Source organism: Flavobacteriales bacterium, assembly GCA_025210295.1.
Lineage (GTDB): Bacteria > Bacteroidota > Bacteroidia > Flavobacteriales_D > Parvicellaceae > S010-51.
In genome coordinates, this window is the sequence record JAOASC010000020.1 from 95567 (window position 1) to 116518 (window position 20952).

Below are 20952 nucleotides of genomic sequence, written 5' to 3' on the forward strand. Positions count from 1 at the left end.
ATCTCTAACTGTTACTCTTTAACTATTTCTGTTGTTAACACTAATCTTTTAATTTTTGGAAAAGCATTCGCAAAAATAGTTGCTGATTTAACTTGTTTTCCTTCTAAATGCTTCGTGTCTAATTCCATTGTAAAAATAGCTTGACCTCCTGGCTGAATGCTTTTTGTGTCAATTGAAATCTTTGTACAACTACAAACTGTTTCCATTCCAACAATTTCTAATGGAGCATTTCCTGTATTTTTGATGATAAATTCATGTTTTAAAACTTCTCCTTGTTTCACTTTACCAAAATCATACGTCCCAGTACCAACTGTTAAAGCTGCATAAGCTCCTTTTCGTTCAGCAAAAGTAACTGACTGAATTTCTATTTTACGCTCTAAAGCAGCACCTTTACTATAAACAGAATTACGTTGATCATTATAGTTATCACTTATCGCATTACTAGCAGTATATTCTCCAAATGGTATTTTTACAAAAGAAAGTGTTCCTCCATCTGGTGCAGTAGCATCTAAATATGGGATAAACTCTCCTTTATTGTATTCTCTGAGGTAGTTAATTAAACTTGAAATTCGTCGTTTAGTTAAATTCACATTATACGCTGTTTTTGCTAGAGGACTTGCAAACCCTTTTATTGTTATTTCAATCTTTTGTCCCTTTTTTAATTCTGCCAGAAGCAAATTCGTAAATAAATTTAAATCAGATACACCTTTATCAACATAATGCTTAAATAGATTATCTATATCCAACTCTGCTTCCAATGCTTGCTCATCTTTTAACCCCTTAGCATATTCTGTTTTATACTTAGGGTGTAGTGAAGTATAAGCATCATAGGTTGTTAGATAATTTAAAGCGACAACAGTATCCATACTTCTAGGCCCAGGTCTATCGTTATGGAAATAGAGCGTTACAGGCAAGTATTTATTCAAATCATCCAGTGTTACAATCTCTTGATTTTCAGCTATCTTTTCTTCATTTAGAATTTTCACTTCATAAATATCATTACAACATGTTGGTCCTTTTTGATAATAGCTTCCCAATCTATTTGAGGTTAAATACCCTACTCTTTCATTATCTTTCTCTGGATAAATAGTGTAATACAAGTCATTCCATTGCGTATTTATTGGAGCTAATAAATTTTCTGGTTTAGTTAAGTTCTCTGGTGTACCTTTAGATTTAAAGACATCAAAACCTCCTTTTCCAAAATGCCAATTTGAACTAAAATATAATACTCGATCTACTGTATCATAAAACGGTGTCACTTCATTATCAATAGAATTGACTAATTTACCTGCATTAATAGGCTTAGAATAGGTATTCCCATCTAATATTTTTGAATACCAAATATCCAATTTTCCATATCCTCCTTTTCGATTGGACACAAAAAATAAATACTCTTGTCCATCAATTTCACAAAAATTAGGTTGCGTAGTCGTTGTACCCTTGGCATTTATTCGCTCTGGCAATTCAGTAGGAACGCTCCATTTTCCATTGGTTAACTTGGTATAAACTAACTTACATTGATTAAGACTATCGCATTGCGTAAAAAATAAAATCCCCTTAGCTGCATTAAAAGAACTGTTGGCATTATGTAATTGGGGGGAATTAATACTTTCTGCTATTAATTTCGATGTTTTTACAGAACTATCATTAAGCTCAGCTTCATATTGTTTTACCCTATACCAATCATCATGAACCTCCAATTCTCCCGCTTTCTTATTCGCTCTAAGACTACTAAAGAAAAGTTTATCTGTAACTTTATTTGCTGCAAACTCCGAATCTGTTGTATTCACATGCTCACCAATATTACTCACATAAACATTTTCTGTTGAATCATTCTTGATCCGATTAGCATAATTACAGGATAAGCCTTCTTGCCTTGCTTTTTGGTATTCATATCCTTTTTTATTTCTACTATACTTTGATTTAACCTTCTTCCATGTTTTAGATGCTGTTCTATATGCTGCATTGTACTTTTGCATAGACGCTAGCCAAAAGGATGCGTCTTTGTATATTCTTCCTCCTTTGTCTTTATCCCAAACTTTTTCGTAATAATATGCAGCTTTAGTATAATTATTATACTTCCTCAAAGCTTCAGCATATTTGTATAGTAAATCGATCTTGGAAGAATCAATTTCCATAGCTTGTTTGTAGTAAATTGATGCGCCATAATAATCACCAGCTTCAGCATTGATATCTGCATAGTCAATCAACTGTTTATAGCTTTGAGCAGAGGTAAACAACGCTCCACAACTTATCATTATGACTAATATATACCGCATTAATTTATTACCTTTTTAACAAGACTATCAGCAACAATATGAACTAATTCCTCAATAGTCGATAGCTCAAATGCCTCTTTACTTTCTTTGCTATATGTTTCCGAATAAACAGACTTATTTGTTTCTTGAACAACCTGATAATCAACTTTTATTTCAGTTACATTTAGTGGTGGGCCATTCACATGGATTTTAAACTCTTTAAATGTTAATTGTTTAATTATTAGTAACTGCTTTGCTGCTGACTTTTCTTTAAAGTTATACCCTTTTTGTAGGAGTTTCTCTTCTACCCTTTCATTTAAAACTTGTACAACAGTTTTCATATTATCGTTATTTAACAATATGATATCCTCTTCGAAAGAAGCATTCACTACTGAATAATCTAGGTCAAAAAAAACAGTTTTTTCGGCTGTGGTGGTTTCTGTTTTAGTTGTCGAACAACTAATTAAACCAATTATTAGTAGGAAAAATAAATAACGCATAGTCAAATATAATATATTCTTTGCTTCAATCTATATCACACAATTATTTAAAGTTAAATAAACTAATTAACGTAAGTGCTATCAAACTGCAATGACTTTATAAACAAAAAAAGCGATACCTATTACAGTATCGCTTTCCCATTTTCTTTCTTCTTTCTTTATTAAAGAACCTCTATACTATTAATTTTATCTCCTTGACGAATATCATCAATAACATCTACTCCTTCTACGACTTTACCAAAACAAGTATGGTTTCTATCTAAATGAGCAGTATTGGTTCTACTATGGCAAATAAAGAATTGTGAACCTCCAGTATTTCTACCAGCATGTGCCATAGACAAAACACCTCTATCATGGTATTGGTTATCTCCATCTAATTCACAATCGATCGAATAACCAGGCCCACCAGCTCCAGTTCCATTAGGACATCCTCCTTGGATTACAAAATCCGGTATTACTCTGTGAAAATTCAATCCATTATAATACCCTTTTTCGGCTAATGTGATAAAGTTCTCTACTGTTTTTGGAGCATCATTTTCGTAAAACTCTACGGTCATGTCTCCTTTTTCTGTATGTATAATTGCTTTTTTCATGCGTTATTTATTTAAATGGTTCTTCTGATTGTAAAGGTAAAAAGTTTTTACCTATTCCTAAGAATTTATAGGGTTCTTGTTTATCTAATTTTACTTCATAAATAGAAAACAAATAATAGTCTTCTTTACTGGTCAACTCTTTTGTTAACTTTCCTCCCACTTCAGCAGCTAAATCCCCTAATATATTTTTTATTTTAGACGATTCATTTTTACCTCCTTTTACCCTTGTCGCAATATATTCTTCAGAATAAACTTTAAACTCTTCTTCAGTTGGATTGGTAAAGAATAAAGCTACTGCAACAACTATAATGAATAATAAAAATTTTTTCATGTCAACAAATTTGGGCACAAAAATAAAAAAAACCGCAACTTAAATTGCGGTTTTCTCTAATAATTATAGCTATAATTCTTATGCCTTTACTTCTCCTTTAATTCTAATTATTTTGGTTGGTGCATTTACAGCATTCGATTTAATGGTCACTGACTTATTAATTACACCTACTCTTTTGGTATCGTATGTTACCTTTAATTTGGCTGAAGCTCCTGGCGCAATTGGTTCTCTTGGCCATTCTGGCACTGTACATCCACATGATCCAACACATTCTGATATTAATAACGGTACCGAACCGGTATTTTTAAATACAAAATCATATGTCCCGTCTCCATGTTGTTGGATGACTCCATAATCGTGTGTTTCTGTTTCAAATGAAATTTCAGCACCTCCAATAGCTTGAGCATTTACATTGACAAATAAAGCTGCTAAAAAAAAGAGGGTGAAAACTGCTACTACTTTTTTCATGATACTTATGTTTTTTAGATTAGACTACTCAAAGATACAGGAGTTAAGTGCTTTTCGTTCTTTTTTAACTTTACAATAACATACCTTAACAATTTTAAACATAAGGCACAAAAAAAGCCATTTCAATTGAAATGGCTTTTTAATATTGATCGTAACACTTTTTAGTGTTGAACTGGTCCCTCAGTTGGTTTAATTGGTGTAGCAGTATTATCTGGTGCTAAAACCTCTCCTTTAATTCTAATAATTTTAGTTGGAGCATTTACAGCATTAGACTGGATCGTAACTGATTTGTTTATTGCTCCAATTCTTTTAGTATCATACTTTACTTTAATTGTAGCAGAAGCTCCTGGAGCGATAGGCTCTCTTGGCCAAGTAGGAACAGTACATCCACAAGAACCTCTAGAGTTTGAAATTAACAAAGGCTCTGTCCCTGTGTTTTTAAACGTAAACTCGCACTCACCATTAGCGTGTTGCTTAATTTTACCATAATCATGAGTTTCTTTCTCAAAAGTAATCTCTGCTCCACCTATTTTTGCTGGAGTAGCATCTTGTGCATTAGCAGTAAAAAGAACTACTGCTAAAAATAGCATCCCAAAAGTTAATAACGCTTTTTTCATAATTTTAAATTGTTTTTGTTTCTACTTTACTGTACAAATATAAAAAATGTTTTCAATTCATAAACACTTTAACATATCTATAACAGCCGTAATGGTTAAATAATTATTCTGTTTAAGGAATTTTAACAAACTCTGTGCCAATACTATTTTCCTTTATAGACTGGTTTTCTTTTTTCAAAGAAAGCTGTTAAGCTTTCTTTATGATCATAAGTTTTCGCTGCTTTGGCTTGCAATTCTTTTTCTAGCCCTAATTGTTCTTCTAAACTATTTTCAAAAGTAGCATTTAATGCTTGTTTAGTTAATGCCAGTCCAACTGTTGGCCTACTCGCTAGTTTTTTAGCAAAATCAAAAACAGTCTGTTCCAACTCTGCATCAGGAACCACATTATAAATCATTCCTAAGTCTTTGGCTTCTTGAGCAGACACTTTATTCCCAAGAAACATCATAGCTGTAGCTCTCTGCATACCTATCAAACGAGGCAAAGTATAGGTACCTCCACTATCGGGAACTAATCCTATATTACTAAACGACTGAATAAAAGTAGAAGACTCAGATGCAAATGTTATATCACACACTAATGCTAAATTAGCTCCAGCTCCAGCTGCAATTCCATTTACCCCACCAATTACAGGCTTTTCCAATGCTCTAATTAACTTCACAATCGGATTATAGGTATGATCCACTATTTCTTCAATAGATGGTCCCCCTTCTCGCGTTGCTTCTTCCAAATCTTGCCCAGCACAGAACCCTCTCCCACTTCCTGTAAAAACGACTGCTCTTATGGCTTCATCTTTACATTTATTTAAAGCATCTATCACATCATCTGCCATTTCAAAATTAAAGCTATTCAACACTTTTTCTCTGTTTAGCGTTATGACAGCAACACTATCTTTTATCTCAAATTTAATATTCTCGTACATTTTCTCGTTTTTCCCAAAACTAATAAATATTTCGGTAATCCACTTCTTTAAAGTAATCTTCCATAAAAAGTATTTGGTTACGCTGACTTTTATCAGTACAACAATACTTTAAATTGCCTAAATTCATACACTATAAAAGTATGGCCCATGGAAAATTTCATCACATTAGACAGTAATAATATTGCTCAAGAACATATCTGTTGTGCGATATCAGATAAAAAATGTACAACGAGTTATCAAGCTAAAAAGGATTGGCTAAAACAAGAATTCTCCAATGGCTATGTTTTTAGAAGAATTGATGCTCGAGCAAAGGTTTTCATTGAATATGGGCCAGCTGAAAACGCCTGGTTACCAATCGAAGCTCCTAACTTTCTTAATATTAATTGTTTTTGGGTTTCAGGAAAATATAAAAAGAATGGGTATGGAAAACAACTGTTAGCATTTGCTATTCAAGATGCGCTAGATCAAGGTAAAAATGGTTTAGTAACGGTTGTAGGAACTAAAAAATATCATTTTATGAGTGATACAAAGTGGTTGCTAAAACAAGGCTTTAAAACCATAGATCAAACAGCTGATGGTTTTAGTTTATTAGTTAAGGATTTATCAGAATATACCACACAACCCCAATTTAAAGCTTGTGCCAAAAACAGTATCCCCGCCAAAAACAAAGGTATAGTGGTTTATTATTCTAACCGTTGTCCTTTTTCTGAGTTTCATGCGAAACATTCTTTATTAGAGACAGCAGAGAAGAGAAATATTCCTGTTGAGATTATTAAACTAAGTACAATGGAACAGGCTCAGAACTCCCCTACTCCTGCTACTATTTTTAGTTTATTTTTAGACGGGAAATTTATCACCACAGACATTAGTGTATGTATGGATAGTCGCTATGATAAAATCTTAGCTAAAGTAAAAAAATAATGCCACACATTCTATCCTCTTCTCATTAACGTGATTTCAATATAAATGCTCTTCAATAAAAAAGGCCCAACGTAATGTTGAGCCTTTTTGAATCGTTTTTTTATTTCTTAAAACTTATCCATTACTGTAGTAGTAACTCCAGTAGCAGAGAAACCACCATCGTGGAATAAGTTCTGCATCGTAACATATTTTGTTAAATCAGAGAACATCGCTACACAATAGTTAGCGCAATCAACCGCACCTGCATTACCTAATGGACTCATGCTATCAGAATAATTGATAAATTGATCAAAACCTGAAACTCCACTTCCTGCAGTTGTTACAGTAGGAGATTGTGAAATGGTATTTACTCTTACTTTTTTCTTTAATCCATAGTGATAACCAAAGCTTCTTGAAATAGATTCTAACAATGATTTCGCATCAGCCATATCATTATAATCAGGGAATATTCTTTGTGCTGCGATATATGTTAACGCTACAACTGACCCCCACTCACTAATAGCATCATGTTTCATTGCTACAGCTAAGGTTTTATGTAATGAAGTTGCTGAAACATCCATACTCGTTTTATACCATTCGTAGTTTAAATCTGTATAATGCTTTTTCTTTCTGACGTTAGGAGACATCCCAATAGAATGTAAAATAAAATCAATTTTACCTCCTAAAATTTCTTGTGCCTTTAAAATTAAGTTTTCTAAATCTTCAACTTTAGTAGCATCAGCTGGAATAATTTGTGAATTTGTTGCTTCTGCCAATTTGTTGATCTCTCCCATTCGCATTGCAATAGGTGCATTGGTTAAAACAAATTCAGCTCCTTGTTCATGTGCTTGCTCAGCAACTTTCCAAGCAATCGACATTTCGTTTAATGCGCCAAAGATAATTCCTCTTTTTCCTTTTAATAATCCGTTCCCCATATTGTAGTTGGTTTTAGTTCTTTTGGGTGCAAATATATTTATTTATTAAGATTATTAATAAAATCTGTTAATTTAATATGAATAGTAACTAATATTACACAACCAATTCTAAAGTAATTTGTATTTTTGTATTGGATTTAATTACAAACAAATAGTTAATCGTATGAAATTAGTATTGTTTACAGTTGGGCTTTTAGCTTTGGGATTTGCAGGAATTGCTATTAAAATATGGGCTAAAAAGGATGGTGAATTTGCTGGAACATGTGCAAATAGTAGTCCTATTTTGAATGATAATAACGAGTCGACTTGCACAGTTTGTGGTGCAAGACCTGATGAAAGGTGTAAAAATTAATTTTTTTACTCTCAAAAAAGAGAAGTTCAGACAACTTTTGGCATAGTTTTTTCGTTTATACTGTAAGAACCAAAACCTTACGAATTATGTCAAGAATAGAAAAAATAGCTTTTATTAGTAGCTTTTGGTCTTTGTTGCAGATTAAAGTTAAAGACCATTTATCTCAGTTTTTAGATTCAGATTTGGATTTGCTTATTCAACAAATCTTAGAAAAAATAAAAAATACAGAAAACCCTAATCCTCTATTACATGTCTTTCACATGCCTGTATTTTTAAATTAATTGCAGCATCAATTACTAATTTTTCACGATTTTCTTTACAACATTATTATACCTTGTCATAATCCTAAGATAATATATGCCTATAGGATATAATGATAAGTCAAATGCTTGAGATAGGTTTATTTCTCTAGCTTCAAGAATTCTACCTGTACCATCTATTAATTGAACGTTTATTTCATCAGAGATTGTTGCTGATATATTTTTTAGATAAATCCAACTTGTAGAGGGATTGGGATAAGTTACAATATTATTGAGTAATGCTTTTTCATGACCAAAGTTTGTAAAGGTATTCAAATCTTCATAATATTCATTGACGATCCCCGCATCGTGTATAATAATCGTATTCTCATCGTATTTTTCTTCTGCTGAGTTAGACCAATTATAACTTCCAGTAATCACCAGCGGGTTGGAATTAGAATCTAATGCATCAACAAATGCATATTTATTATGCATATCATCTTTTCTGTTAAACTTTAACAGTGCTACGCCTCCATTTTCAAGGTTATTATCTTCCGATCCATAATAACTTTTATTATCAATTACTCCATAAACATCTACTCCATCATTATTCCGTTTTAATAATGTTTGAGCAAACAAGTCTCTTGTAAATGTAAATAACGCAAAACCTAAATCGTTGTCTGCTGTTTTTAATTGATCGTTTATTGCTTGTTCTACATGGTCAGAAGGAGAAAAGTATAATTCAACTGCTTTTCCTCCAATGTTAAAAAAATGAGGGGTATTGTCCGTCTTATCTATTCCAAATTTGCTATTACTTGTAGGTGTATGGCCTGTACTTCCCCACATTTCGTTAAATTCTAACGTATAAGCTTTCCCTAAGGCCTGATCCTGAATTATCAATAGGTTGTTAGAGTCTTCTTCTAAGTTATTTTCTGTAAAATTGGCTGAGGTTATTAAAACTTTACACGTTGTTTCAGAACCTACATCTACTACAATAAATTTGTTGTGCATTTGACCTTTAGGTTCCTCACGTTTGAGTGTGGCAATGTTTTCATCTAAATTTTTAGGAAAATCTCCTAAGCTGCTACTTCCTGCAATAAATCGAACAACGACACCTCTATTGTTGGCCTCATTGATTGCGGCTCCTATCTTTTTACTTTTTGTATAAAAGACACAAAGGTCTAATGTTACTTCAGCCGCATTGATGATCTCAATAATTTTATTTTCAAAATTGGTATATTTTGCATCAGCAATAGCTGAAAAATCATTATTGGGTTGATGGTTAAAGAAAACTTCTATACTTCCTGTAGAATTGGATTGAGTCGAAAACAGCCCTATTTCAGTAGTTCCCGCTGAAGCTATTCCTTTTACATAGTAAAAAGTTGCTGGATCTAAGTTGAGCATACTATTGCCCGTAATTATTCCTAATTCCAGATCTTTAGTTGTTCCATACTCCAAGTTGGTTAATGGCCCTATAGTTGTAGAAAAAGAAATACTATTAGGAGTGATTAACGTAGGAACAAGCTTTTGACTATATAAAGTCGTCCAAGCACTCCAAAGGTATATTGTATATAAAATGCGTCTTTTCATCTAAAATAATACACTAGAACGGTAATCTTTTAATAAAGGTATATCAAATGACGAATTTTTATTTATTGTTGAAATGAGTTGATTATTGAATGGTACAACATCTTCTCTCGACTCACCAGGAACATGTGCATAAAACCATACATCTGTAATTCCTTGATTCGTCAAATCTATTATTCTCTTTGCCCAGTTATTGATTCTGATTTCATCAATGGATGTCCCCACATTTCCAACAAAACGAACAAATAAATGTTGATTGACCACTCTAAAATGTAGGACGTCTCTTCTACCAGGAGTATCGGTTAAAACTGGGATAATATTATTTTCTAAAAATAATTGATGCCATTCATTTTTAATGGATTCAGATTCAAACCACTCAGGCGCTCTTAACTCAATGGCAACAGCTATATCTCGAGGAATATATTTTACAAATTCTTCTAAGACAGAAAATTTATCTGGCCTAAAGTAATTTGCCATTACAGCGAATGCTACTCCATTTTTATCACCAATTAAATCTAATGCTACTAAAAAACGTTCTAATTGTTCTTTTGCAGCATCTTCCATGATGTTTTTACGATGTGTGATCACTTGGGGAAACTTCATTGAAAAAGTAAAATCATCTGGTGTTTCATCTAACCATTTTAGAATCGTTGACTCCTTAGGAGTTCCATATCTCGTTGCATTAACCTCAATACTATTAAATTGCTCTGAATATGCTTTCAGAAAGTTTTTTATTGGAGTTTTGGGAGGATATAAGGTCCCTTTATAGTTTTTATCAGACCAAACTGGAGCCCCAAAATGAAAACGAACTGTTTCTTTTGAGGATAGTGTACTCAATACCTTTTCCGTTAATTCAGGGATTGGTTCAAAAGTAAAATCAATTCCTGTTTTATCTTCAATATTTCCAAACTTCATGTTACTAAATTAGTACAATTAATTAAAACAAAAAAAGCCAACACAATAAGTGTTGGCTTAAAATTATTTATTTAACTCTGCCTAAATTATGCTTCTACCAGGCTAAATTGGTAGCTCTCCATAATTTGGTTACACAATAACTTTTTACAAGCTTCATCTACCTTTTGCTCAGCAATTTCTTTAGAATCGGCATCAACTTTTAAGGTGATGTGCTTCCCTATTCTAACGTTACTGATTTCATTTAAACCTACATTCCCCATATTTTGAGAAACAGCTTTTCCTTGAGGATCTAATAAAGCCTCTAAAGGCATGATGTCGATTTCTGCTTTGAATGTCATTCTATTTGTTTTTTGTTCGAGTTATTGATAATTGAAATAATGATATACAAAAGTATAATAATTGGAATAGAAATGTATACGATTTTAAGGAAAATAGTTAGGATAATTGTAATTATCGTCATCCCAATAAAAGTATAACGTATTTCATTGTTTTTCCATCCAAATGTTTTAAATTTTAATGCCAGCAGTTCTATGTTGGCATTGAGTAACCAGCTAAAAATTAGGATCAACAAAATCAATATTGAGCCTAAATATAAAGGAGGTAATGAATTTTTAATATATTCCATATAAATCAATGGAATGGCTATAAAAAAAAGAGAGTTAGCAGGTGTTGGGACACCAATAAACTTATCTGATTGATTTTCATCTACATTAAATTTGGCTAAACGTACTGCTGAAGCCAATGGAATAACAAATGCTATATAAGGTATATATTCCGCTAAGAGTACTTGAGCATCATATTGTTTAAAAATGATATTCAGTAGGGTAAACATTATCACACCTGGAGCGACTCCAAAAGTCACCATATCTGATAAAGAATCTAACTGTTTCCCTATTTCGTTACTCACTTTTAATAATCGCGCTGCAAAACCATCGAAAAAATCAAATATAGCTCCTAAGACTACCAACCCAGCGGCTAAAAAAAACTCCCCCTCAAAACCTGATTTAACGGCTAATATCCCGCAAAAAAGGTTACTTAATGTTAACAAATTGGGTATATGTCTTTTTATATTCATTACTACAAAAAAACAAAATAATTACTCGTTAGGATTGCAATTTTTAATAACTTTTCTTTTTGGTGATAACTACTCTCTTTTTATACTCCATTAAATGTTAATTTTGTACTAAATTAGAGTTAGAAAAACAATTTTAGATGACGAAAGGAGATTTTGTATTAATTAACGGAGAATTTTTTGAAACCTCTTCACCTTATTTAAAGGAGAATCGATCTTTTATGTATGGTGATGGATTATTTGAATCCATCCGTGTAATTAATGGTATTCCATTTAACCTTGAAAATCATATTTTAAGAATGTTAGAAGGTGCTAAGATTCTTGGTATCAAAACTCCTCCTCATTACACAACAGAATATTTCAACACACAAATTAAACATTTGTTGGATAAAAATAGTATTAAAGCTGGTGGACGCGTTCGTTTAAGTGTATTTAGAAATGATGGCGGTTATTATAAAGCGATCAATAATACGAGTTCTTATTTAATTACCGCAGATCTATTACCTCATAATTTATACAAAATGAATGAGGAAGGGTTGTTGATTGATGTCTATGATGCGATTAACAAACACAAAAACATTTTGTCAAATTTCAAAACTTCTAATGCGTTACATTCAATCATGGCTGGTAATTATGCCAATGATAATCAATTAGATGATTGTTTTATTGTCAATAGCAAAAGACATATTATTGAAGCTATTTCTTCTAACATCTTTTTAGTTTCTAATGGTGTATTATATACGCCTCCTTTAGCTGATGGGTGTATTGGGGGAACTATGAGAATGCATGTGATTAATACAGCCTTAAAAAACAGGTATAAAGTATATGAAACATCTTTATTGCCTCAAAATTTGATGGTTGCTGATGAAATCTTTTTAACCAATGCCATCCAAGGAATACAATGGGTAGGAGGTTATAAATCTAAACGTTATTTTAATAATGTTAGTAAAGAACTATTAAACTTAATCAATCAAGAAGAGGCTAATTTAAAGATGGATTTAAAGGAAAGTTAGCAATTAATTGAAATTTTCCTCCTTTAGAAGCTAAAATGTTTTTCCAGTAAGTTTCATCATTTCTTTCCATAACATCGATGATGTCAAATTGAGAAACAATCCAAGAATCTTTGGCTATTTCATCTTCCAGTTGTCCAGAAGACCAACCTGAATAACCTAAAAAGAATTGTATTTGATGGTTTCCAATTAAACCGGTATTGATTAATGTAGTGATTTGATCAAAGTTTCCTCCTGTATACAATCCTTTCTTTACTTCTACACTCCCCTCTATTTCTTTCCCTAAAGTATGCATATAATAAAGGTTATTAGGACTTACTGGTCCACCTAACCCTACCTTAAAGTCATCAGATTTTATTGCAGGAATTAGCTCTGTTAATTTTACATCCAATGTATTATTTACAACATATCCGAAAGACCCTTTATCGTTATGCTCACACAAACAAATAACAGATCGTTGAAAGTATTTATCTTCATTAAAAGGTTCTGAGATTAAAACAAGGCCTTTTTCAGGAGACAAAGTGTTTAATTTAGCTATATCAAATATCTCTTTCATAAATTTAGGACAACTAAAGTAAGCATTTTTTATAGAACCTCTTCACTTTTAGTTCACATTAAAGTAATCTTATTTTTCTTTTCAATTGGGATTTCCTTTAACTTTACAAAAAAAAATAATGCCAAAGAAAATAGAAATAGAACAAATCCTCATATTAGTAATTTCTTTTATCCTTTTGGTTTCTGGTTTAGGAAAACTTTTTGGAGAAGGGAAACTATTAGGAGGAATTGCTGCCTTTGATTTAAGAATGATAGAAGATGGTTTTGGGAACTGGATGAGCACTCCTATTTTTAACCGAATTTTTGTCGCTCTCGAAATCAATGTGGGGATTTTAATGCTCACAAAGTGGGTCAAGCGAAGCTGGTTATATTATATGCTCGTTGCCTTAACTATTTTGTATGTTATAGACGTTATTCTAGGTTGGAATAATCGCCTTTCTATTGACAACAACCTCCTTTTTCTATTTAATCGTTTCTTGACTTTAACTACTCTCCCTTTCCTTATTATTAGTTTATTTTTACTCAAAAAGAAAAAAAACAATTACAACTCATGGCTTAGCCTTGTAGTTATCGTACCATTTGTTGCTTTGCCTTTTATCATTAACCCTATTTTTATTGAAGACATGGAGAGTAAAAGCATTCAATATGAAGCTGTTGATGAAAATTGGGAAATTATAGCTTCTAAGTTTCAAGAAAAAGCAATAAACATTAATGAAGGAGCTTATTTAATTGCTTTTTTTAGCACTAACTGTAAGCATTGCAACGAATTAGCTCAAGTTATAGGCGTCTCTAAAAGAGGCTTTAAATCAAGCAGAAAAATTTTAATGGTCTTTCCCGGAAATGAAGAAGATACTCAAGCATTTATCCAACGTAATAAAGCCGATTTCGATTATATTAGGGTTACACCAGATCAATTTACCAAAGCTGCTGGCTTCTCTTTCCCCTCCTTATTTTCTTTGAAAAATGGTAAAGTTGTAAAACATTGGACAGGGAATAACTTTAGCTTTAAAGTTAGAGATGAAGAGATTTGATAATGAGATAATGAGATGATTAGCTAATGTGATAATTAGATGATGGGAGCATTATTTAATTAGAAAATAGAGTAAAGAATAAAGACAATTAGATAATGAGCTGATGAGAGAATTAGCTGATGAGATGATGGAAAAATAGCAAAGAAGAAAATACAATCTATTAACTCATTGCAGCACTAACCCAGTCAGTTCGAGTGCCGACAAAGGAGGCGTATCGAGAACTAGACGACCTATTTAACTAGAAAATAGAATAGAGAACAGAGACAATTAGATGATGGGATAATAAGCTAATTAGATGATAGGAAAATAGTAAAGAAGAAGATCCAATCCATTAACTCATTGCAGCATCAAATAGATTAAGGTTGTTTAATCAGTTGTTAAGGTAAAACAATGATATGAAGCTATTTTGGATCTATCCAACGGGGTATTTTACTCCTCGCTCTGGGTTAAACAACTTTCTGGAGGGGCTCACTAACGTAGCCGTTCGGGTTAAATTTATGGTGGATTAGGTTATTAGACCCATAGTGATGAAAACATAACCTCACAAGACCATTAAATAACGCCAACAGACCATTCTTCCTATTGCTTTTAACGTAATATCTTCCCAAAAACGAGTAATAACAATCCTTTAAACTGGTTTGAATTATAGATTATTAACTAGAGTAAATAAAACATTGTTCGTTACACCACCTACCCTACACAACAAAGAAGAGAGAAAAGAGAAGAAGAGAGAAAATAGCAAAGAACAGAGACAATTAGATAATTAGCTAATGTGATAATTAGATGATGGGAAAATAGTAAAGATGAAGATTCAACCCATTACAGCATTAATCCAGTCAGTTCGAGTGCCGACAAAGGAGGTGTATCGAGAACTAAACGACCTATTTAACTAGAAAATAGAATAGAGAACAGAGACAATTAGATAATGAGCTAATGTGATAATTAGATGATGGAAAAATAGTAAAGATGAAGATTCAATCTATTAACTCATTACAGCATTAGCTAATTCGCTAATTATCTAATTATCTAATTATCAAAAGGTCTTACTTTTTCAATTTATTAGCTAAAGCTTCCATTCCAAAAATTAAAGCAAACCCTAAAAGACTAAATAGCAATGCTACAAAAATTTGAGAATCTGCATTTTGATATACGCTTGGAATTCCTGCTTCGGAGATAGAATTAAGAACAGGAACATCATAATTTTCTGGTAAGACATTATGGTCTAAAAAAGTCACCCATTCCCCATGACTATTCATTCTAAAACTATCTATTTTTTTCCAAGGCCAAATTTTATTTAAAGAGCCTACTAAAAAACCTGTTAATAAAGCCACCGTAATATCATGAAATTTAGCAAACGTCCATTTCAGCACTTTACTAAATGCCAATAATCCTACGACACATCCCCCCATAAAAGTTGCTATTGTTACAATTTCTTTATCCTTTACAGCTCCTAAAATAGTTTGATAAGAACCGAGAATCAGTAATATAAAACTCCCTGAAATTCCTGGTAATATCATCGCACAAATAGCTATCATACCTGATATAAAAACGTAAAATGTAGAATCGCTTTGAGCTAAAGGCGGTAATATTGTGATATAGTATGCTATTACTGAACCTATTACCAAAGCAATCACAGGGGCTACAGACCATTGTTTAACTTGTTTTCCGACATAAATAACACTGGCTAATACTAGTCCAAAAAAGAAACTCCACAACAATACTGGTTCATTATCTAACAAAAAACTAATGACTTTTGCTAGCGATACAATGCTGATTGCAATCCCTAAAAACAAAGCGACAATAAAATTCCCATTCAAAGCTTTCCAAGCTGCCGCTATTCCTTCATTTCTAAGCGTTTTTAGCAACCCTAAGTTTACTCCGCTTATGGTCGTAATTAACTCTTCATATATCCCAGAAATAAATGCTATTGTTCCACCTGAAACTCCTGGGACCACGTCTGCCGCTCCCATGGCCATCCCTTTTAAAGTCAATAATAGATAGTCTTTTGTTGTTCTCATTCGTTTAATATTTAATGCGAAGTTATCATTTTGTGTTATATTTTTGTAAATACTCTTAAAAATACAGCTGTTTTTTTTGTTGTTATCAAGAATCATTTATTTTTGTAGGTACATATACTTATATTAAATGAATAGATTAAACGGCTTAATTGGTGGAGTATTATTTTCATCAGCACTAATAATAACCAGTTGTGGTGAAAATACCCAAAAAGAAGCATTAAAAAACTCTCCAGAGTATAATATGATTGCTTCAGTTCAAAACCCTGCTGCAATGCTTTCTCTTGATGTCATGGATTTGTTAGAGAAATCTAACATTAAAGAATCTCACGAGGTTCCTGCTCAATTTAAAATGCTTTTAAATACTCAAATTGAACAACATTTTAACTCAGAAAACCAAGGATTCAAGGTCGAAGGTAATATTCCTTTAGTAGTTTCGGCTACAACCGACAATAAGTTTAATTATTTAATGAGCTTTACAGATGTTATTGACGCTGAAAAGACAGGATCTTCTTTAGCGCTGTATTTTAATGGTCATGTAGAGAAAAATGAAGCAATTTCTACCTTGAGCTTTACGACTCCTGATTCAATTATGAATGGTTGTTTTGCTTGGGACACTAAAAAACTGGTGGTTGTTGTTTCTGAAAATCAAGACAACAAGGCTTTAGCTGAAAAGGCATTAGCCAATAGATATGTTGATGCTGCTGACAATGCAAAAATCAAACACTTTATAGCCGCTGACAACGACTTTAGTTCACTTGTTTTTATGGACACTTATACTCAAATGGCGAATGAAATGAGTCATACAAAAGTAGATGAAGAACTAAGTGCAGCCTATCAAGGGATGACGATGACTGGTGCAGGAAACTTTAACAATGGAAGCTTTCTTTTTGAATCAAATTTAGATGCTGAAACATTTGTAAAATCTGGATTTAATAACTTAAATGATCAAGGTTTAAATACTGAATACAACAACTTTATTAGTGATAATGGTAAAGCTATAGCATTTGGTGGAGTCTCTTTAAATTTAGATGCTGTTGTTAAAGCAATGAATCATACTCATACTGAATATGGTAACTATGATGAAGAGTTAGCCAAGATGGGGATTAAAAAAGAAGACTTAAATCAAGTTTTTGATGGCAACTTTAGTCTTTCTCTCATGGAAATTGAATCTGTTCCAAGCCCTGGCTACGAAAACAATCCTGCTTTCAATGAAGAGCGACCTAAATTTTTATTGACTTGTGGATTAAAGGATACTGAAAGAATCAAAACAATATTGGAATCCAATGAAGCTGTTAAACCAGTTGAAAACTACTTCTTAGTAGACGATACTTATATTGGGATTCATGAGAACAAACTTTTTGTATCGTTAAGTGATACACTTATTCAAAACCTTTCTAAAGGAGAGCAATTAGCTGCTTTTAACACCTCTTTTAAAAGCCCTGTATATGGAAAGTTGATTACTGATATGAACCAATTACCTATTAACTATAAGACAATGCTCTTGAATGGAGGTGGTGAAGAAGTCTTAAAATTTTATAATGAAATTGAAACAATTGAATTTACTGGTGATATTCACCAGATGACTTTCAAAGTTGAGTTGAAAGATTCTTCAAAAAACACATTAGAATTATTCTCTAATTCTGTAATCAAAAATGTGTTACCATTGGTAATGAACAATATGTTTTAATTGATTTAGATAAGAACATGAAACGCTTACTCCCCTTTACTGTTCTTATTTTTATCATATTGGCCTGTAAAAAACCTGAAGAACGCACTTGTTGGAAAGGTAATGGCGATGAGGCAACCAAAATTATTGACCTCAATCAGATCGATTTTAAAGGTTTTGAGTTACATGATGACATGAACTTTATTCTCATTCCTGACTCATCTAATTATATGGAGATTTCCTCCTATAAAAATAGAGTTGATCATTTTAATTATTACACAGCAGATAGCCTTTTGGTAATTGAGGATAAGAGCAAATGTGACTTTCTTCGTGACTTTGATAAAAAAACTCAAATCGAAATTCACTATAAAAACATTAGTGTTTTAAACATTAAAGGAAATGGAAACGTCAGCACTTCCTCTCCTATTTCCAACAACATTCTACACATTTATTCGCATTCAGCAAATGGAGATCTCAATATTGAAGTTAACGCCAATAGTTTGGTCGTTAAACTAATTAATGGGACGCTAACTGGACTAATAAAAGGACAAGCTGAAAGCGCTAATTTATTTCATTTTGGCTATAGCAAAATTAACTTTGAAAGCTTAGAAGTAGAACACCTCAGAGTTAGTAATAAAAGTGATTCTGATGTTTTTGTAAAAAGTAATAACACCTTAGTTGTTGAGTTATTGAGCTTAGGTAAAATTTATTATAAAGGTACTCCTACTACAGCTATTATTTCTAACACTATGGGAAGCCAACTTATTGATAATAATTAATGAAAGTTCTACTTAAAAACGGTCTCCTCATACTGTTATTTACTTATATCAGTATATTACTTCATCGAGGAGAAATCAATGATTTTCCTAAACATATCCATGCTTGGGCTCAAAGTGATTATTATGCTTTATCCTTAGGTTTTATTGATAACGGTTTGGATTTTTTTCACCCTCAAAACTTTGTACAAAATCCACAATTCCCTGATTATTTTCAGACTCCCAAAGAGAATGGAATTACCGCTGCCGACTTCCCTATTCACACCTATAATGTAGCTTTGTTGATGCGATTATTTGATAGTGAAGCGCCTTGGATTTTTAGAAGTTATACCTTATTTTTTAGTATTGTAGGGATGCTGTTTTTATTTCTTTTGATTAAAGCTCTGAATGGTTCAGATATTAAGGCTTTATTTGGAGTAGCTCTGCTTTTGTTATCGCCTGTTTACCTTTATTATAGAGCAGGATTTTTACCGTCTATACCAGCACTTTCTTTTGTTATTATTGCTTATTACTACTATCTTCTTTATTTAAAAAAAGGACAGTATCAATCTTTTTATATAGCCATTACTTTTTTTACATTGGCAACTTTAACTCGAACGCCATTTGCTATTTTCTTAATTGCTACGTTTTGCCAAGAGGGATTAAATGTGCTCAAAAAAAGAAAGATGAACTATACTATTCTAGCTAGTTATCTTATTTCTTTTTCATTCATTATTGGGTATTTTATCTATAACAATTACTTGAGAAGTCTATATGGCTCTATTTTTCTGAGTAAACCATTAACTCCCGATAGCTGGGAAGTTGCTAAGCATTTATTCTATTCAGCACTTGAAAATTGGAAATGGCATTATTTAACCAAATGGCACTATTTATTTCTTCCTGTTTCTTTAATACTTGGGGTAATTCAATTGATCAGAACTAAAACCATTTCTCCCCTCCATCAACAATTATTATTACAATTTGTGATTGTCTTAACAGGCGTTTTGATGTATTCATTTTTAATGCTAAAGCAATTTAAAGCGCACGATTATTACTTTATTGATACATTTTTTACTCCTTTTATCCTCTACACAGTTATTATCCTCACTTATATAAAGTTTGATCGATTTTACTTCAATTTAATTGCTGCTGGTTTGCTTGTTTATGCTACTAAAGCAATGACAGATCATACTTTAGATGCTCAAATCCAACGTAAAGAGACTGGTTCTTGGGATAAAACACTAGCTGTGATTAATAGCTATTCTGGAGGGGATCAGTTATTACATCAACTCAACATTCCCAAAGACGCCAAGCTATTAGTTTTAGATTCTGAAGCTCCCAATATTCCGTTTATCCTTTTAAGAAGATATGGTTATAGTGTTCACTTCTTAACTCAAGACAACATCATTAAAAAAATGGACTGGAACTACGACTATATTGTTATGCAAGACCATATAGCTCAACATATTGTTAATAGTATTTTCCCTGAATTGAGTCATTATATTCAAAGAATTGGTGGTAATGGTGCTTTTTCTGTTTATCAGAAACTAGCAACCCCTGCTCCTAAATCAATTGACCAATTACTTCAAATAGACCAACAACAACCATTTTATCAGAACACAATTAAAAGGGATAGTATTTGGAGAAATAAAGACTTTAATGCCGACTCTTTAATCGTAATTGATCAGCATGAAGAGTTTGGACTGACTTTGGAACGCTACAACTTAGAACAGCTTACTGCTAAAAACTGTTTAATTAAAATTAATCTAGACATCCGAAGTGATGCGTTAAAATCTGCAAATTTAATTTTTGCGATATCCAATGAAAACGAGACCTTTACCTACCAAGATCGTAAAGTTCAAACAGGAAATCACTCCTATTTATTTACCTCTCAACCTGTTGCTTCTCCCAATCATAAAGTAAGCCTTTATATCTGGAACGGAGGTAAAGAAAAAATATTGGTCAAAGATTTTAAAGTGACGATGTATTGAATGGTGTAATGTTGTAATAAATTGAATCTTATTCTTTATTCTATTTTCTAGTTCAAGAAGCCGTCTAGTTCTCGATACACCTCCTCTGTCGGCACTCGAACTGACTGGAGTTAATGCTGTAATGATTTAATGATGCAATGACATAATTGGTTGAATCTTCATCTTTACTATTTTCCCATCATCTAATTCTCTCATCAGCTCATTATCTAATTGTCTCTATTCTTTACTCTATTTTCTAA

At 32.3% G+C, this 20952-nt stretch carries 22 protein-coding genes; 8 read left to right on the forward strand and 14 right to left on the reverse strand.

The window, feature by feature from the left end; genetic code table 11:
- Positions 1-11: 11 nt before the first annotated feature.
- The 7 genes from N4A35_06415 to N4A35_06445 form a co-directional block, all read right to left on the reverse strand.
- Positions 12-2279, reverse strand: a complete 2268-nt coding sequence (locus tag N4A35_06415) for a DUF1573 domain-containing protein (GenBank protein ID MCT4581034.1) — start codon at positions 2277-2279, stop codon at positions 12-14.
- Complete coding sequence (locus N4A35_06420) at positions 2279-2758, reverse strand: hypothetical protein (protein MCT4581035.1); 480 nt, start codon at positions 2756-2758, stop codon at positions 2279-2281. Before N4A35_06420 ends, N4A35_06415 begins: the two co-directional genes overlap by 1 nt.
- Before the next feature lie 161 nt (positions 2759-2919).
- The gene (locus N4A35_06425) at positions 2920-3351 is read right to left on the reverse strand and encodes a peptidylprolyl isomerase (protein MCT4581036.1); all 432 of its coding nucleotides are present in this window, start codon (positions 3349-3351) and stop codon (positions 2920-2922) included.
- A gap of 7 nt (positions 3352-3358) precedes the next feature.
- Positions 3359-3682, reverse strand: a complete 324-nt coding sequence (locus N4A35_06430) for a DUF4359 domain-containing protein (GenBank protein MCT4581037.1) — start codon at positions 3680-3682, stop codon at positions 3359-3361.
- A gap of 78 nt (positions 3683-3760) precedes the next feature.
- Positions 3761-4150, reverse strand: a complete 390-nt coding sequence (locus N4A35_06435; protein ID MCT4581038.1) for a DUF1573 domain-containing protein — start codon at positions 4148-4150, stop codon at positions 3761-3763.
- Positions 4151-4311: 161 nt separating this feature from the next.
- Positions 4312-4767: a DUF1573 domain-containing protein gene (locus N4A35_06440; protein MCT4581039.1), complete on the reverse strand. Its 456-nt coding sequence runs from the start codon at positions 4765-4767 to the stop codon at positions 4312-4314.
- A 143-nt stretch (positions 4768-4910) separates the two neighbouring features.
- Positions 4911-5687, reverse strand: coding sequence for an enoyl-CoA hydratase-related protein (locus tag N4A35_06445; protein MCT4581040.1), 777 nt, complete (start codon positions 5685-5687; stop codon positions 4911-4913).
- A 147-nt stretch (positions 5688-5834) separates the two neighbouring features.
- Between N4A35_06445 and N4A35_06450 the strand changes: the two genes are divergently transcribed.
- Positions 5835-6608: an N-acetyltransferase gene (locus N4A35_06450; protein ID MCT4581041.1), complete on the forward strand. Its 774-nt coding sequence runs from the start codon at positions 5835-5837 to the stop codon at positions 6606-6608.
- A gap of 107 nt (positions 6609-6715) precedes the next feature.
- Here the strand turns inward: N4A35_06450 and N4A35_06455 are convergent, their stop codons facing one another.
- Positions 6716-7522: an SDR family oxidoreductase gene (locus N4A35_06455; GenBank protein MCT4581042.1), complete on the reverse strand. Its 807-nt coding sequence runs from the start codon at positions 7520-7522 to the stop codon at positions 6716-6718.
- Positions 7523-7685: 163 nt separating this feature from the next.
- On the opposite strand from N4A35_06455, the gene N4A35_06460 reads away from it, so the two are divergent.
- The gene (locus N4A35_06460) at positions 7686-7874 is read left to right on the forward strand and encodes a membrane or secreted protein (protein ID MCT4581043.1); all 189 of its coding nucleotides are present in this window, start codon (positions 7686-7688) and stop codon (positions 7872-7874) included.
- Positions 7875-7960: 86 nt separating this feature from the next.
- The gene (locus N4A35_06465; GenBank protein ID MCT4581044.1) at positions 7961-8155 is read left to right on the forward strand and encodes a hypothetical protein; all 195 of its coding nucleotides are present in this window, start codon (positions 7961-7963) and stop codon (positions 8153-8155) included.
- Positions 8156-8170: 15 nt separating this feature from the next.
- Here the strand turns inward: N4A35_06465 and N4A35_06470 are convergent, their stop codons facing one another.
- The 4 genes from N4A35_06470 to N4A35_06485 all read right to left on the reverse strand — a co-directional run bounded on the left by N4A35_06470 (position 8171) and on the right by N4A35_06485 (position 11684).
- The gene (locus N4A35_06470; protein ID MCT4581045.1) at positions 8171-9703 is read right to left on the reverse strand and encodes a phospholipase D-like domain-containing protein; all 1533 of its coding nucleotides are present in this window, start codon (positions 9701-9703) and stop codon (positions 8171-8173) included.
- Entirely contained in the window at positions 9704-10615 is a 912-nt protein-coding gene (locus tag N4A35_06475; GenBank protein MCT4581046.1) for a DUF72 domain-containing protein, read from the reverse strand.
- Positions 10616-10701: 86 nt separating this feature from the next.
- On the reverse strand, positions 10702-10953 hold the full coding sequence (purS, locus tag N4A35_06480) for a phosphoribosylformylglycinamidine synthase subunit PurS (GenBank protein MCT4581047.1): 252 nt from the start codon (positions 10951-10953) through the stop codon (positions 10702-10704).
- On the reverse strand, positions 10950-11684 hold the full coding sequence (locus N4A35_06485; GenBank protein ID MCT4581048.1) for a CDP-alcohol phosphatidyltransferase family protein: 735 nt from the start codon (positions 11682-11684) through the stop codon (positions 10950-10952). Before N4A35_06485 ends, purS begins: the two co-directional genes overlap by 4 nt.
- Before the next feature lie 143 nt (positions 11685-11827).
- Here N4A35_06485 and N4A35_06490 point away from each other — a divergent pair, with 143 nt between their 5' ends.
- Positions 11828-12700 (forward strand): aminotransferase class IV, encoded by an 873-nt coding sequence (locus N4A35_06490; GenBank protein MCT4581049.1) that lies wholly within the window; start codon positions 11828-11830, stop codon positions 12698-12700.
- On the opposite strand, the gene N4A35_06495 is transcribed toward N4A35_06490, so the two are convergent.
- A complete protein-coding gene (locus N4A35_06495) occupies positions 12669-13253 on the reverse strand; it encodes a YqgE/AlgH family protein (protein ID MCT4581050.1) in 585 nt (194 codons plus the stop codon). The genes N4A35_06490 and N4A35_06495 overlap by 32 nt on opposite strands.
- 118 nt (positions 13254-13371) lie before the next feature.
- Between N4A35_06495 and N4A35_06500 the strand changes: the two genes are divergently transcribed.
- Positions 13372-14283, forward strand: coding sequence for a hypothetical protein (locus tag N4A35_06500; GenBank protein MCT4581051.1), 912 nt, complete (start codon positions 13372-13374; stop codon positions 14281-14283).
- A 1043-nt stretch (positions 14284-15326) separates the two neighbouring features.
- Here the strand turns inward: N4A35_06500 and N4A35_06505 are convergent.
- Positions 15327-16301 carry a DUF368 domain-containing protein gene (locus tag N4A35_06505; protein MCT4581052.1) on the reverse strand — a complete coding sequence of 325 codons (975 nt, stop codon included), beginning with the start codon at positions 16299-16301 and terminating at the stop codon, positions 15327-15329.
- Positions 16302-16428: 127 nt separating this feature from the next.
- Here N4A35_06505 and N4A35_06510 point away from each other — a divergent pair, with 127 nt between their 5' ends.
- From N4A35_06510 to N4A35_06520, 3 genes are read left to right on the forward strand one after another with little or no spacing between them, the layout of a single operon-like run.
- Entirely contained in the window at positions 16429-17988 is a 1560-nt protein-coding gene (locus tag N4A35_06510) for a hypothetical protein (protein ID MCT4581053.1), read from the forward strand.
- A 17-nt stretch (positions 17989-18005) separates the two neighbouring features.
- Complete coding sequence (locus N4A35_06515; protein ID MCT4581054.1) at positions 18006-18746, forward strand: DUF2807 domain-containing protein; 741 nt, start codon at positions 18006-18008, stop codon at positions 18744-18746.
- Positions 18746-20713, forward strand: a complete 1968-nt coding sequence (locus N4A35_06520; protein MCT4581055.1) for a glycosyltransferase family 39 protein — start codon at positions 18746-18748, stop codon at positions 20711-20713. The genes N4A35_06515 and N4A35_06520 overlap by 1 nt, the downstream gene beginning before the upstream one ends.
- The last annotated feature ends 239 nt before the right edge of the window (positions 20714-20952 follow it).